The sequence below is a fragment of the Chryseobacterium sp. 1B4 genome (assembly GCF_036631475.1).
GTDB lineage: Bacteria > Bacteroidota > Bacteroidia > Flavobacteriales > Weeksellaceae > Chryseobacterium.
In genome coordinates this window covers 296019-311701 of the sequence record NZ_JAPNUF010000006.1, presented here as the reverse complement: position 1 = coordinate 311701, position 15683 = coordinate 296019, and the positions used below count along the sequence as shown (strand labels likewise).

The window sequence follows — 15683 nt, the reverse complement described above, 5'->3', positions numbered from 1 at the left end:
GAAAGCAAGAATGCAGTAAGCAAATAAATACTAGGAACATAAATAAAACACATCACAATTACTAACTATGAATTATTTTCAAAAGAACAAGAAAAACATTATTATCGGTGTTATTGCAACTTTGCTGATCGCAGCATTGGTTGCTCTGTGGCTGCAGAAAAAGGTAATACATTCGGCAGATGATATTGTTGGGGTGGTTTATCCGTCTTCACTGGCGGTAGGAGACACGCTTTTATTCGAAGATAAAACCCAGTTTGCCAAAACCAAAAGATGGAATTTCGGAGATGGGACAACTTCAGATAAAAACAGTGGTATTCACTTCTATAATAAACCGGGATATTATCAGGTGAGTTTGATCGTCGACAATAAGTATACGAAATCTTTCCCTGTAATGGTAAGCGCAAGAAGCGTTCAGAAGCCAAAGGATACAGCCAAGATTACAACAACAATTGAAGCTCCTGCACAGGCTATGCAAAATGAAAATGTACCTTTCCGTGCTGTTTCTGAGGCAAAGCGTTTTGCATGGAAATTCGGAGAAACCGGAAACACGGATGCTAAAGATAAATTTACAATCTATTCCTATAAAAAGCCCGGTGATTATCTTGTAACGCTTTACACAGAAGAAAGCGAAGATCCTGTTTATCACCGTATTAAAATTCTTCCTGCTTATGATGCTCTTGCAGAAGATGAGATTTCTGTGGAAGATTCTTATGCAAAAGTAGACAACGATTTCAAATATCACCTGCAGCAGATTGCTAACGGAAACAGTTTCAATATGCATTACAATTACCTGTTGAAAACTTACCTGTGTAACAATGAAAATACAGTGGTAAAAGTAAATGACAGTAAAGTAAATAACTTCTACATGTATTGTGCAGGCCTTCAGTTTGACAAGAATACGGTGATCCAGACTGTAAAAGTAAACCTGGATGATACCCAGAACTGTGTAACGAAAGTAGATATCAATCAAAGCAAATAATTTTGTCCGGTCTTACGGATGTACCAATCATAAAAAGATTAAATAGGATGAAAAATAAATTTCCTCTAGCAGCATATTATATAGGGTTATCAGTATTATTGACGAGTTGCCAGGTAAAACTGCCGTCCAAGAAAACCCCGGAGCCATCACAGTATGGGCAGGTGGATGCTTCCCCTGTCGTTAACGGATATCCAAAAAAATCAGTTCCATGGATCGTCATTTCAGACAGATCAAGAAATACGGCTTACCTGGATAAAGATGATGAGAAGTCTTACAAAGAAGTCAAATTCCTTGAACCTTTAATGGTTCTGAAACATAGAGACGGAATGGTAAAAGTAGCGGAATATGTTCCGGATGCTTTAATGAAAAAAGTTTCGTCAAAATCAGTTAAGACATATGGCTGGATTCCGGAATCTGACCTTCTTCTCTGGAATAACGCTTTAAAAAGTGAAAAAACAGGGTATCCTGTAAGAGTAGCAGTAGTACCCAATAACAGCGAAGTCATCAGAAATGCTGAAAGATACTATAAAAATGACTCTATTATGGTGTTTAACTCACCGAGTCTTATTGAAACAGCCAATGTGAAAATCCCTAACGGACAGATTGTATACGTTTACAAGATGGCTGAAAATAACAAACGTTTCCTGGTAGGTAAAAAACCTTCTGTTGATATGGACAGTATCAGCAAGGGACTTTACGGATGGGTAAGCTCAAATGTAATTTCTACCTGGGGAGAGCGTTCTGCCATCAAACTTAAAAATACAACAGGGATTAACGATACAACACTGGGAATCCATGAAGGGCATCCTGGCGGATCAGCATCAGATGCAACTAATAAAACAGCAATTCTTCTTACCGACGTAAACAAGAGAACACCTCTGGAAAATATTTACCCGGTAAATCTTCCTTTAGAAGAAACTCCGACTCCCGATACCAAGACAAAATATTTCACCAATATTTTAGACTACAGCAAAAACTTTGTATCCAACGTATTGGGAGAGCCTATCTATTTTGACCGCTACAGAGAGATCACGGAAAAAGATAAAAATATCAATATTGTGTTTGCATTGGATGTGAGTGCTGCCAATGCGCCTTATGCACCTATTGTAAAATCATTGCTGCAGGATCTTCAGCTTAGATTCGAAAAACCATCATATTTTAACAATGTTAAATATGGAGCGGTTTTATACAAGAATAATCCTTGTGGGGATAATGTGGCAGTATCCACCTTAAGTACAGACTACAGTAAGATCACTGCATTTATTGATCAGAAAACGAATGAAATGAACTGCGCAAGCAATAACGGTTATCAGCCGGTAGGAGAAGCTCTTACTGCAGCCGGAAACCTTCTTTCCAATGTTCCTGATGAAACCAATATTGTTGTAACTGTGGGAACTTCTGCCAACCAAAGCGGGAATATGTACAGCGTGATCAGTTCACTGACTCAGGCTCAGGCAAGACTGATCATGTTCCAGACCAGTGCAAGATCTGCAGATACCTACAATGATTTTGTACTGATGGCGGAAAACGTGGTTACCAATACAGCTAAAAATATTGCTGAACTCAAAAAACAAAAGATCATCGACCAAAATGATGTTTTGACCAAAAATAATTTCAGCCTTGTGGAAGGTGATTCGGGATTCTTTTCTTTAGCTTACCCTAAACAGAGTATGTCCCAGGGATTCGTTATCTTCCCTAAAAAAGGAGATATTACGACTCCGGGATTCCTGAAAAAATCGGTTGACAGCCTTATTGCACAGGTTACTTTGGACAATCAGACGGTTGATAAATCCCTTAATGAATATTTCCATTCGTCAGTAGGCGCAGGAAGAACAGATGTTGATCTGAAATATAAATATCTGTATCCGGGACTTACCAATCCTGTTTCTGCAGGCATTGCAGCACAGCTGATCAATTACGGAAGCCCGTTCCTTGTGAAAGGATATATTCCAAAAGATCTGAAAGAATTTACACCGGCAATAGAAAAGGGAATCCTTATTTCCGAATCGGAATATGATAACCTGAAAGCTTTCTACACGGAAGTATACAGAAATACCCAGGCTGACCGTGCAGATTTCAACCAGGCAAGAGCTGTCAAAGAGTACGTTAAGCTGCTTAAGAAATATAATCCTACGATAAAATTCCTAGATAAAGGAGCGCTTTATGAGCTGCCTATGTCTTACGCTATCGGAATGAGTACAGGATTTGATCTTTCTGAAGAAGAATTGATGGCTAAATATAAACTGAAAGGCTGGAAGAAATCAAAAGTTGTTCCTAATGAAACGGTGAAAAACTATTTTTACCACTATAAAAACCTGGCAGACAGAATGCTGGCCAACAGAAATAACCCAGCTGTAAAAATTCAGCAGAACGGACAGACTTTCTATTGGCTTAATGAATACTTTACCCCGTCAAGAATTCCAACAGAACAGCCGGAATATACAAAACATTAAGAATCTTATTTTAATGATATCAAAAGCAGGAGGATTTACTTCTGCTTTTTTTGTGTTGTAATGAACCTTCCCAGTTTTAAAATAAGCTTGAATTTTATACTTTGAAATTAATTTTCAGTCTCATTATTTCTCTTTTATGTGTAAAAATAGTATTTGTCTTAAAAACGGGATTTAACTTAAAATGCTTCATTGGTGGGAGTTATAAGGTAGGGTTTAAATCCATTGTCGTAGAATTACTACAACAAATCGTAGAACTACTACAATTTCTGAGATTTGTACTGAAAAGTTTTTTTAGCGGAAAAGAGCCTCTATCTTTGCTATACAATCACTGAATCACAAAATATTACTAACGATTAAAATTTACTAATCATGGCCGAAAGAAATTCAAGAGGAATCTTAAAATTCAATAATGGAGAAGGACAGAAGCTGTTAAAAATGAATTACAGCGTTTCCCGATCTACAGACGTATCAGGACGTGTAGCGTCAGACCCTTCCAACGCACTTATCAAGGTTACGGTAGAAGCTACTGAAAAATCAGACATCCTTGAAAGCCTGTTAAACGGTAAATACAAACCGACAGTAGGAGAAATCACCTTCAACAAATCTCACGAGGAAGGAACACTGATCACCCTGAAATGGGAAAACGGATATGTAATCCAGCATCAGGTAGACTTCGATGCTATTGACAGCAACAGTATGCTGATCAGCTTCGTAGTAAGTGCTGAAACCATTGACTACGGTACTTCTCAGTATGCGGGACTATGGCCGTCAAGCTAATATTACACACATTATCAACATTCATAAGAAAAAAGACTGTCCCTATTAAAGGCGGTCTTTTTTTGCCTGAATAAAAACTAATTCAAAGGATTTTTATTCTACAACAGGCTTATATAATGTCTGTTATGTAAAATATTGTTATCTTTAATACCAACACAAACACAAAGCATATGAAAACCGAATCAAAGACAAAAGGATCTTCTTTCCGTCCGTCACAGAATGCAGACGGAATATCCGAGAATCATCATACGGGCATCAACCGGCTGGTTAAATTGTCACTGGTTGTAGAAGGCAAAATTATTAAGTACTATAAACATTTCACTCTCAAACAAAAAGCGGGTCACCACCACGAATTCAATCTTATCCTTGCTCATGATGCACTGGGAGACAGACAAAGCCATACTCTTGAAGAAGCTAATAAATTCCTTGGAAAACGTCTGACAGCTGTTATGTCGTACAAAGATATTGAGAATAGTCCTGAAAGAAATTTCGTTGGGGTTATTACCAAAGTAGGATTCAGCCAGGAAAAGATGAGTCTTGGCAATATCGTGCTTTCAGGATACAGTCCGACCATTTTGCTGGATGGAGCTCCTCATATTCAGAGTTTTGGCGGTGGAAAGCCTGTGAATATGGGAATCATTGCAGAAGAAGTAATCAAACAGGGATTAGATAAAGAACGGTTTGACATAAGAGTGGATACCAATGATTATTCTCAGATTATTTACAGCAGCCAGTATAACGAAACCCATTACAATTATCTGGCGAGAATGGCAGAAGCGTATGGAGAACAATTCTATTACGATGGTGAGGTATTGCATTTTGGAAAACTTCCGCCACAGAATAAACCTATAAAGCTGATGTACGGAAGTAATGCAGACAACATCAGAGTGGAGTTAAAAGCTGTTCATACAAAACCTCAATATTACGGGTATAACAGCAGTAAAAATGAAAAACTGACTTCAGGTGAAACGCCGGTCAGCCATTTGGGGGATCTGGCCCGTACGGCATATAGCCATAACGATAAAATATATAAAACTCCGGCATTACAGGTTGCCCCAATCAAGGCAACCACACATCTGGATGTAGAGCATTCCCAGAGAAGTACATCAGGCAGCGAAGCTGTCAATGTATTTTCTGTTTCAGGATCTACAACCGTTCCGTTTTTGCATCCGGGATGCGTTGCAGATATCCATATGAGAAAGCCGGATAGCAATGAAACTTCCTATTTTACAAAGGTGATGGTTACTGAAGCTGTTCATGAGATTGATACAATTGGCCATTACACAGGCACTTTTGAATCCATAGCGGCTGATACAGGCTTTTTACCCAAACCGGAATTTACAGTACCTGCTGCCCAGCCGCAGATTGCAACAGTAATCTCGAACACCGATCCGGAAGGTCAGGGCAGGGTTCAGGTAAGATTTGACTGGCAGATGAATGATACCACCCACTTTGTCCGGGTAATGAGTCCGGATGCAGGAGGAACCGATCAGATCACACAAAACCGTGGTTATGTTGCCATTCCGGAAGTGGGTGATCAGGTAATGGTCAACTTTGTCCACAGTCATCCCGACAGGCCCTTCGTGATGGGAGGAATGTTCCATGGAGGAATAGGCCTTGGCGGCGGGGCCGACAACCGGGTAAAATCTATCCAGACAAGAAGCGGCCACAGAATAGTTTTCACTGAAGATGAAAGTATCATTATTACAGACAAAAGCGGCAATGAGATCCATCTGGATACTACAGGAAGCAATATCAATATTACAGCACCGGAAACCATGACCCTGAACTGTAAGAATATGAACATCAATGTGGGGGAGAATATGACTACGACGGTGGGAATGAACAAATCAGACAGTATCGGATTAAATAATACCGAGACTGTAGGCGCTATGAAACTTACTTCGGTTATAGGAAATGTAAGTACATTCATTACGGGTAAACTTACTGAGATCATTGAGGGAGATGTACACAGTGAAACAAAGAAGGAAAGAAATGAAATTTCGGAGAAGGAAATCAACATTACTTCCAACGCTTCCATTAACAAACATGCCCAGCAGGAAGTTCAAAATAACAGCGGTGAGAAATCTAAAGCACATTAGCCATGAGCAGAACGAGAATTGTAAAAGGCACCTACAACAAAATCTCACATGAAAATCATAATATGTATTCTCAGGAGAGTATTATTTCACGTGCCATGAAATGGATTTCTGAAAAGGGTAATGCTAAAGGGGTGAGCCATAATACGCCGCAATCTCCACCACTACAGCAGCTTATACAATTGATTGTACAATTCAGACCGAATAAAAACTGGAAAGGAGAGTTTGGCTTTGATTGGATGAGAATAGGAGATACGGCCCTTTTTAATGATCAGAAATTTGAGGATATTGTAGCTTATCAGTATGAAGATGCCAAGTTTACGACAAAAGTAAAAAACGGCAATAAATATGATGGATACTTTGAGGTCGACGAAACAATGTTTAATAACCTGAAAAAAGAGTATAATCCTTTCTCTGTTGCATGGAAAACGAAAAAAGATAAAACAGGAAAAGATGTTCCTGAAGAATACTTTATACCATGGCTATCTATCCTAAAAGATAAAGAAGTTAAGATTACTTTTTTTGCAGAAATACAACATGAAGCTGATTATTTGGAGTTTACCAAATCTGATTATTTTACTTTTACTCCTGATAAAATTGAAATAAAAGGTAAAAAGAAAATAGCTTTGAACGATTATGAAGTGACGGTCAAATGCATAAAAGAGTTTACAGGTAATCAGACTATAGAGTTAAAAGCTTTTAAAACTGAAGCAGGTGCAACCGTTGAGTCAATTGCCGGAAAAATAAATGTCTGGGCAAATGATAATACAAAACAGAAGAAAAAAGATGTTGTGTTTGTTGAAATAAAAACTCCGGAATTGTCAACCGGATCAGGGAAGAATAAACCTAATATTAATGATGAAAAAAATAGGATTAATCAATACCTTGAGCAGGCATATATCAAATTATCGGATGATTCTGATATTGTTGAATTAGATTTAACAGCAGATAAAAATTTTATTGATTTCGTAACCAGTGGTGAGGTAGATCCTGGTAAAATGAGCGGCGGAAAAGAACTGCAGGATTATTTGAAAGTTCAATTGGAAAAGGCTTATCCTAAGAAATACACAAAGCATTTCAAAGCATTTTATTTTGCTGAGCATGGTTACGATGCAAGAGGACATGTTTCCGGATATTCAAATTATGGAGCAGATTATGTGGTCGTATTTAAAAGTAAAAACGAGCAGACTGCAGCACATGAATTTCTTCATTCTATGAATTTAGCCCATACCTTTGCAAATAAGGAGGCATCTTCTCATGCATTGTATACGTATGAGTATAGAAAGACAGATAATTTATTAGATTATTCGCATCATGGAGGGAATGACAATAAACGATGTTCATTATATTATTGGCAATGGAAAAAAGCCAATTCATCTATAAAATAGGTAGTTATGAATAAAATAATAGTGTTAATGTGGTTGAGTATGTTTATACAATGCCAATCTCAAAAAATAGATAAATATATGATACCAATTGTTGATAATAAGTATGAAAAATTTGATATTGAAAATTTCCAAAAGAAATCAGTAAGAGGCTACTTGAAAGTGCGGGAAGGTAGCAATACCTACATTCAGGATTTTCAATCACCAGGTTATAGAGAAATAATTTATAATGATAATCTGTTGTATAAGGTTACTAAATTTTTCTATGATAGTGGTAATATTGAGAAAAAAGGATGCTTGTTCAATGAAGGTTCAGTAGTTGGTATTTGGTATCACTTTGACAAATCTGGTAAGCTCCTTAAAGAGGAAAACATGGATGAAGGCTACGACTTTAAACCTGCAGATGTTATTACATACTGTGAAAAGAATAAAATTGATCTGCCTAAAGGCTACCATGATTCTGGTTACCAGACTAGAGTATTAAAACAGGATTTTGAAGGCAAAAAGTATGGAGAATTTCTCATCAAATTGCAGGCGACAAAATAGAAGAAATCATTCTGGATGGTAAAACAGGAAAAGAGCTTCAGAAAAAAACAGTACCTTTTTATAACCCATAATTCATGATTGATAAAAGATTTATAGAAAAACTATTTCTTGTTGGGTCGTTTTCTACAATGCCGATCTCAGGAATTAAAATAAATGTATAAGAATTGGAAAAATAGAAAGTGAATATCAGGAATATGGGCATAAAGAAGAGGAAAAAACAGACAATACCATTTAAAAAAAATGAACAGAGAATTCGTTTTTGATTATGAAGTAGATAGGGTTAATTCAATAATTCAGCAATATAAATAGCCTCTTTCGTTATAAACCGGGTAAAGGTCACTGGAGGTAAAAAAATCATGCTTTCTTCTCTATTTGAAGAATTAACTATCTTTATATCATTTGGAATAAAATAACTAATTTTAGCATCACAAAAAGAACAATTTTTTATACCCTGATAAAAGGGATGGAAAATATGGATCGAAACCATCAAATCAGCATAATAAACAGAATGCAAATATATTAATATAAGAAAATTATAAATGGGAGTACTAGTAACCAACGAAACAGTAAAGCAACTATTTCATATTGCTCAGTCGATAGCGAAGGAAAATTATAATGGAACTTATGGTGGCCCGCACATCCTGCAGGCTTTAATGCATAAAGATATCGGACTTAATGAATTCCTGAAAAGTATAGATAAAGATCCGGGATACTTCTATGAATGGGCAGATGTCCGTATTGAAGAATACCCGAAAACCAGCCATCTTCCGGATGAAGTAGGACAGGATGATGCAGTGGATACCCTTATTGAAGAGGCTGACGATATCCGCTTAAAATTAGGACTGGATGAGATTACTCCGATCTGCATCCTTACAGCCATTGTAAAACCACAGGTTGTATTCTCTCTTCAGCAGTTAAAATCACTTCCGTTGAGGGAACATGAAATCTTTAATCTGTACAGAAAAGATACTCCGTTTACTGTTTCAGAAGATGGGAACTTCTCGTCATTATTTTCAAATGGTTCAGACTATTCAGATGCTTCCTTTCCTTCCATTAAAAGCTACTGTGTAGACAGAACGGCGCAGGCAAGAAAAGGAGAAATCGAAAATATCATCGGCAGGGATAAAGAGCTCAGAATGCTGGTGGAAATTCTTTGCCGCAGAAGCAAACCGAATGTGATTATCATCGGGGAGCCGGGAGTTGGAAAAACTGCTTTGGTAGAAGGTTTTGCCACTGAAATTATTAAAGGAAATGTTCCTGAAATGCTTAAAAACGGTACCCTTTTAGAACTGGATACCGGAGCATTACTGGCAGGAACCTCTTATAAAGGTGAAATTGAAGACCGCCTGAAAAAAGTCATCAATGAATGTAAGAAAATTGAAAAAGCCATTCTTTTCATTGATGAAATTCATACCCTTTTAGACCCGAAAGGAAGCATCGGAAACGTTGCCAATCTCCTGAAGCCCGAGCTTGCAAGAGGTGAAATTACCGTAATCGGAGCGACGACACAGGAAGAATACAGAAAAATTATTGAACCGGAGCAGGCTTTCAACCGTCGTTTTGAAGTGTTAACCGTTCTTGAACCGGACGAGAAAACCTGTGTCAGAATGATAGATGTACTTCTTGAAGGGTATAAAAAACATCATGGAATTGAAGTAGAAAAAACAGCCCTTCCGGAATGCGTACGCCTGGCAAAAAGATATGCCAAAGGTAAAAAATTACCGGACGCTGCTATTGATTTGTTGGACAGAACAATGGCAGCCATCAAAATGCTTGATGAACTTTCCGAAAAAGAACTTGAAAGCTGGAAAGAAAGTTATGATGCAATTTTGAAGGAAGAATATGCAGACAGCAAAGATAAAGCGGATGAACTGATCTGGACTTACAACCTGTTGAGAGATAAAATAAGTCCGATTCTGTGGGGATCACTGAGTGAACAGCCTTCGATTGACAACTCTATGCCCGTAGATCAGATTCAGAAGATCATTGAAGATACCTACGCAGAGCTTTTACAGCATGCAGCTAAGAAAAGAGAAAAGTAGACAGATTGGAACTGGCTGCGGTAATGGCTGCCAAAACCAATATTCCAATCGGGAAAATCCAGGCCCAGGAAAAAGAAAAACTTCTGAATATGGAATCCCTTCTGTTGAACAGAGTGGTAGGACAGGACCATGCATTGAAAATCCTTTCCGATGCCATTGTTGAAAACCGAAGCGGATTGAATAAGCCGGGACAGCCCATCGGATCCTTCTTCCTTCTGGGACCTACGGGAACCGGTAAAACAGAGCTGGCAAAATCAATGGCAGAATTACTTTTCAACGACGAAAAGGCAATGGTACGCTTTGATATGTCAGAATTTAAAGAAGAGCATTCCGCAGCATTGCTATATGGAGCGCCTCCGGGATATGTAGGATATGAAGAAGGAGGAATGCTGGTAAATAAAATCAGACAACAGCCTTATACTGTTGTATTATTTGATGAAATTGAAAAGGCCCACCATTCCGTTTTTGATGTTTTCCTTCAGATTATGGATGAAGGAAAAGTTCATGATAAATTAGGTAAAGAAGGAGATTTCAGCAATGCACTGATCCTGTTTACCTCCAATATCGGAAGTGAAGAAATTGTAAAACAGTTTGAAGAAGGGAAAATTCCGGAATCATCTTCACTGATGCAGATTATGTCAAATTCAGGACGGTTCAGACCTGAGTTCCTGGCAAGAATTACGGAGATCATTCCTTTTGCACCGATCACAGAATCCATTGCAGAAAGAATCTTTAATATTCAGCTGAAATCACTTCATACGTCATTAACAAGGCTGGGTATCACTTTAAAAATAAGTGATGAGGCTGTAAGAAACCTTGCACTAGGAGGATTCAGCAGTAAGTACGGGGCAAGGCAGATTTCAGGAGTAATCCGTGCACAGCTTGCAAGACCTATCTCTAAAATGATTGTCAGAGAAGAAGTGAAATCCGGACAGACTATACTTGTAGATTGGAATAAAGACGAAGAAAAACTAAGCTGGAAAGTAGATTAAGTATACAGTAAAAAGGCAGATCTGCAATCCGCTTTTTTTGCCTTTTTGCTTATAAATAAAATTAAAATGAAAACGATTGTCAGAAATATCTTTACAGGTTTTCTATTATTAGGATCCGTTATCATGATCAACGGACAGTTTCTTGCCGCTTCCGATACTTCGGAAAGCAGCGTGAAAAAGTACAGGAGTATCATTAATGCCAATAAAGATCTGGTAGAATTTATTGAGCAGTTACTTCTTCAGAAAGGACTTCCCAAACATTTGAGAAACCTGGCTCTGATTGAGTCTAATTTTGACAGAAATATCACTTCAGGAGCCGGAGCAGTAGGGGTTTGGCAGTTTATGACCGCACATGCCAATCAGTACGGGCTTACTGAGCAGGGACGTACGGATCTTTATAAAAGTACCAAAACAGCAGCGATTTCTTTAAGCAACCTCTATAAAAAGTATAATAATTGGGTGACAGTAGTTGTTGCTTACAACTGTGGCGAAGGAAATATAGCCAAAGCAATGGAAGCTGCAGGTTCCTCTCAATATCATGAATTTTATAAATATCTTCCAGGGGAAACCATTAATCATGTAAAGAAATACCTGAATGCATGTTATGCTACCGGAGAACTTCAGAGTGTCTTGAATAACTATAATTCATCAAGAATCAATAAGGTTTTTTTTGAAGGAGACCGGAAAGAGACTGCTGCTGCACTTTCAGAAACAGAAATCAATGCCGGATTCAATCTGAATGTTGTTGCGGCTGAACTGAATATAGGAGTAGATAAAATTCTTGCCTGGAATCCGGGAATTGTAGAAGAACTGCAGAAAAAAGGGGAAAGCCCTTTCTATCTTCCGGTTGATCTGATGCCTGATTTTCTGCTGAGAAAAAATAAAATATTGGTTCGTTCCATAAAAGAAGGCGGAAAGGCTCAACAGTAGATATTATCAAATAGATAAAAAGACGCAGCAGGTTTCTTACTTGCTGCGTTTTTTATTACCTGTTAAAAATATATTAATTTTATTAAAAGAATCTTAATATTTCTCAATAATGTGGAAAATTGTTGATTTTATTTATCCTTTTAAATGTGTTGAAATCCTTTAGTAATCGTATATTGGATAGATTTATTAAATCCAATGTCGTAGAATTACGACAACAAATCGTAGAACTACTACACTTTTTCAGATTTATATTCAAAAGTTTTTTTAGCGATAAAGAGCTTCTATATTTGTTAACACAATCACTGAATCACAAAATATTAACGATTAAAATTTACAATCATGGCCGAAAGAAATTCAAGAGGAATCTTAAAATTCAACAACGGAGAAGGACAGAAGCTGTTAAAAATGAATTACAGCGTATCAAGATCTACAGACGTATCAGGACGTGTAGCATCAGACCCTTCCAACGCATTAATCAAGGTTACGGTAGAAGCTACTGAAAAATCAGACATCCTTGAAAGCCTGTTAAACGGTAAATACAAACCGACAGTAGGAGAAATCACCTTCAACAAATCTCACGAGGAAGGAACACTGATCACCCTGAAATGGGAAAACGGATATGTAATCCAGCACGAAGTAGACTTCGATGCTATTGACAGCAACAGTATGCTGATCAGCTTCGTAGTAAGCGCTGAAACCATTGACTACGGTACTTCTCAGTACGCAGGACTATGGCCTTCAGCAGGTAAATAAGCCTATTCATCATCTTAGTAAAAATAAAATTGGTACAGAACAGCGGGCAAGAGACGCTGTTCTGTTTTCTGCTTTAAAATAAGTTTCAGATAAATAATCACTAAACAGAAACCAATATCTGGAATTTACAGAGCCGGTAATAATACCTACAGTTTCAATTCAATATTTATTAACTTAAACACACAACACCATGTTTCAAGATGATAAAATTAAAGTAAAGAATTCTCAACAATCTATCAGCCAGGATACAGAGACGATCAAAAAAACGGCACAGGAAAATGCGGTTGCAAAAGCAGAAGAAAAGGTAAACAAAGCAGGGGATAAAATAAAAAAAACAGCAGAAACCACGCAGCATTCAAACCCGGTACAAGAAACAGGTAAGTTTCTGAATCAAACGCTGGTTTCCAATGATCCTTCCGTTGTTGAGACAAAAGTGTGGGCCAAGCAGCCTACTTCAAAAATACATAATGCAGAAGCTATCTCTCAGAGTTATATAGCAGGAATCAACCGGGTTATCAAGCTCGATGTAATTATTGAAGGACAGATCATTAATCATTTCAAGCACTTTAAGTTGGTGCAGAGTGCTACCAGGCACCATGAATTCAGTCTGATGCTGGCCCATGATACTTTGGGTAAACCGGAAAACCACAATCTGGAAGAAGCTCAGAAATTTTTAGGAAAAAGAATCACAGTTGTTTTCAAATATAAAGATATTGAGAAAGGAGCAGAACGTAATTTTGTAGGAGTGGTTACAGAAGTGGGATTCAGCCAGGAAAAAGGAAGTCTTGGAAATATTATGATCAAAGGGTACAGCCCAACTGTACTTTTGGATGCTGCCCCTCATATTCAGAGCTTTGGAGGAAGTCAGCCTGTAAGTCTGAACAGTATTGCCGATCAGGTAATTAAAGAAGGGCTGGGACAGCATAAATTTGATTTCCGAGTAGATGCCCAGCATGGAAATATATCGTACAGCTCACAATATGAGGAAACCCATTATAATTATCTCGCCAGAATGGCCGAAGCCTATGGAGAGCAGTTTTATTATGATGGGGAAGTTCTGCACTTCGGCAAACTGCCGCCTCAGGAGAAACCCGTCAGGCTTACTTATGGAAGCAGTGTAAGTGATATTGCCATCAAAATGAAAGCCCAGCATGTAAGTCCAACTTTTTATGGCTATAACAGCAGTAAAAATGAGAAGCTGACAGCTGGCAGCTCAAAATTAACCATACATCAGATATTGCAAGACGTGCTTACGAAATATCAGAAAAAACTTTTACAACCCCTTCTTTGAGAGTTGCCCCTATTAAAGCTTCTTCCTTTATGGATATTGATGCTTCCCAGAAGGGTACCGCAGGAAGCAAAGCTTCAGAGGTTTTCGTTACTTCGGGAACTACAACAGTTCCTTTCTTATATCCGGGATGTACCGCAGATATTGAAATGCGTAAATCAGAGAGTAATGAAACCGCTTATTTTACAAAGCTGATGATTATTGAAGTCACTCACGAAGTAGATGCCAGAGGTTATTATGATGGCAAATTTGAAGCGATTGCCGCAGATACAGGATTTATCCCACGTCCCGAATTTCAGATGCCAAAAGCAGAAGCCCAGTTTGGAAAAGTAATTTCAAATACAGATCCTTTAAATCAGGGAAGAGTACGGGTGCAGTTCGATTGGCAAAGCGGACCGGATACTACTGAATTTATCCGCGTAATGACCCCGGATGCAGGAAGTAGTGATAAAGTAAGTAAGAACAGAGGATTTATGGCTGTTCCGGAAGTGGGAGACCAGGTTATTGTGAATTTTGTACATCAACACCCGGACCGTCCGTTTGTGATGGGAGGAATGTTCCACGGTGGAATAGGTGGCGGTGGCGGAACTGGTAACAATATTAAAAGCCTGAGCAGCAGAAGTGGAAATAAATTAGAATTAAATGATGGTGAAGGCTCTGTATTTCTAACGGATCAGGGCGGAGCCAATATGAAGTTTGACGGGGCAGGAAATGTCCAGACCAATGCCAATAACAATAAAACGGTAAACGTAGGAAATAATAATACGGTAAATGCCGGCAGTACAAATTCCATTAATGTCGGAGGAAAAGAAGGTGGGGCAGCCAATTCAGTCCTGACAATGGATGCAGACGGAAATATTTCTCTGGAAGGAAAAACAAAAATTGAATTAAGGGTAGGTCAAAACAGTATCACAATTACTAAAGAAGGCATTACTATATCCGCCAAAGAAGGAATGCTGGATTTGAATTCATTAAAAAATGCATTACTGGTAACACAGGATAATCTGAGTATTCACAGTAAAGCAGTCACTTCAATGAATGCTACGGGAGATATATTTATTACCGGAAGTAATGTTGATATTAACTGATGCCGCGAATGTATTCTAAAACGTATTAAAACATGACTTTGGACCCGAATAAAGTTGAAAAAATGACCAGTTGTCAGGATTTAAATATGCCTGGTATAAAAAAGGAGAATATAATATCAATATCAGATCCTATCTTACTTTAGGAACAGGGAAGGCTAACGAGACAGAAATAGAAGAAGACTGGGTCGTAACACCCGGAGAATACAATCATATTAGCATACATTCTTCTACCCAGAGATATATTCAGGCAGACGGACAGATGCAGCCGTTTTATGAAATCCTTGAAAAATAAATAAAGCGACGGAGGTTGTTGAATTATCTTTAAATACTGATAAAAGTATTCATGAAGTA

General features: G+C 38.0%; 9 protein-coding genes and 2 pseudogenes. All 11 read left to right on the top strand.

Annotated elements, in window-relative coordinates:
* The first annotated feature begins 67 nt into the window (after positions 1-67).
* Positions 68-979: a PKD domain-containing protein gene (locus OWR28_RS07395; RefSeq protein ID WP_002984201.1), complete on the top strand. Its 912-nt coding sequence runs from the start codon at positions 68-70 to the stop codon at positions 977-979.
* A 47-nt stretch (positions 980-1026) separates the two neighbouring features.
* The gene (gene tssR, locus OWR28_RS07390; RefSeq protein WP_332386085.1) at positions 1027-3432 is read left to right on the top strand and encodes a type VI secretion system protein TssR domain-containing protein; all 2406 of its coding nucleotides are present in this window, start codon (positions 1027-1029) and stop codon (positions 3430-3432) included.
* A 369-nt stretch (positions 3433-3801) separates the two neighbouring features.
* Positions 3802-4209, top strand: a complete 408-nt coding sequence (gene tssD / locus OWR28_RS07385) for a type VI secretion system tube protein TssD (protein ID WP_002984198.1) — start codon at positions 3802-3804, stop codon at positions 4207-4209.
* Positions 4210-4379: 170 nt separating this feature from the next.
* Positions 4380-6311 (top strand): type VI secretion system Vgr family protein, encoded by a 1932-nt coding sequence (locus OWR28_RS07380; RefSeq protein WP_332386084.1) that lies wholly within the window; start codon positions 4380-4382, stop codon positions 6309-6311.
* A gap of 2 nt (positions 6312-6313) precedes the next feature.
* Positions 6314-7696 (top strand): hypothetical protein, encoded by a 1383-nt coding sequence (locus OWR28_RS07375; protein ID WP_332386083.1) that lies wholly within the window; start codon positions 6314-6316, stop codon positions 7694-7696.
* Between the two features lie 6 nt (positions 7697-7702).
* Complete coding sequence (locus OWR28_RS07370) at positions 7703-8239, top strand: hypothetical protein (RefSeq protein ID WP_332386082.1); 537 nt, start codon at positions 7703-7705, stop codon at positions 8237-8239.
* A gap of 539 nt (positions 8240-8778) precedes the next feature.
* Positions 8779-11273 (top strand): annotated as a pseudogene (locus OWR28_RS26900) (ATP-dependent Clp protease ATP-binding subunit).
* Positions 11274-11339: 66 nt separating this feature from the next.
* The gene (locus OWR28_RS07355; RefSeq protein WP_332386079.1) at positions 11340-12203 is read left to right on the top strand and encodes a lytic transglycosylase domain-containing protein; all 864 of its coding nucleotides are present in this window, start codon (positions 11340-11342) and stop codon (positions 12201-12203) included.
* 339 nt (positions 12204-12542) lie between these two features.
* Entirely contained in the window at positions 12543-12956 is a 414-nt protein-coding gene (gene tssD / locus OWR28_RS07350) for a type VI secretion system tube protein TssD (RefSeq protein ID WP_053328223.1), read from the top strand.
* 190 nt (positions 12957-13146) lie between these two features.
* Positions 13147-15332, top strand: a pseudogene (locus tag OWR28_RS07345) (type VI secretion system Vgr family protein).
* A gap of 70 nt (positions 15333-15402) precedes the next feature.
* Positions 15403-15624 (top strand): hypothetical protein, encoded by a 222-nt coding sequence (locus tag OWR28_RS07340; protein ID WP_332386078.1) that lies wholly within the window; start codon positions 15403-15405, stop codon positions 15622-15624.
* The last annotated feature ends 59 nt before the right edge of the window (positions 15625-15683 follow it).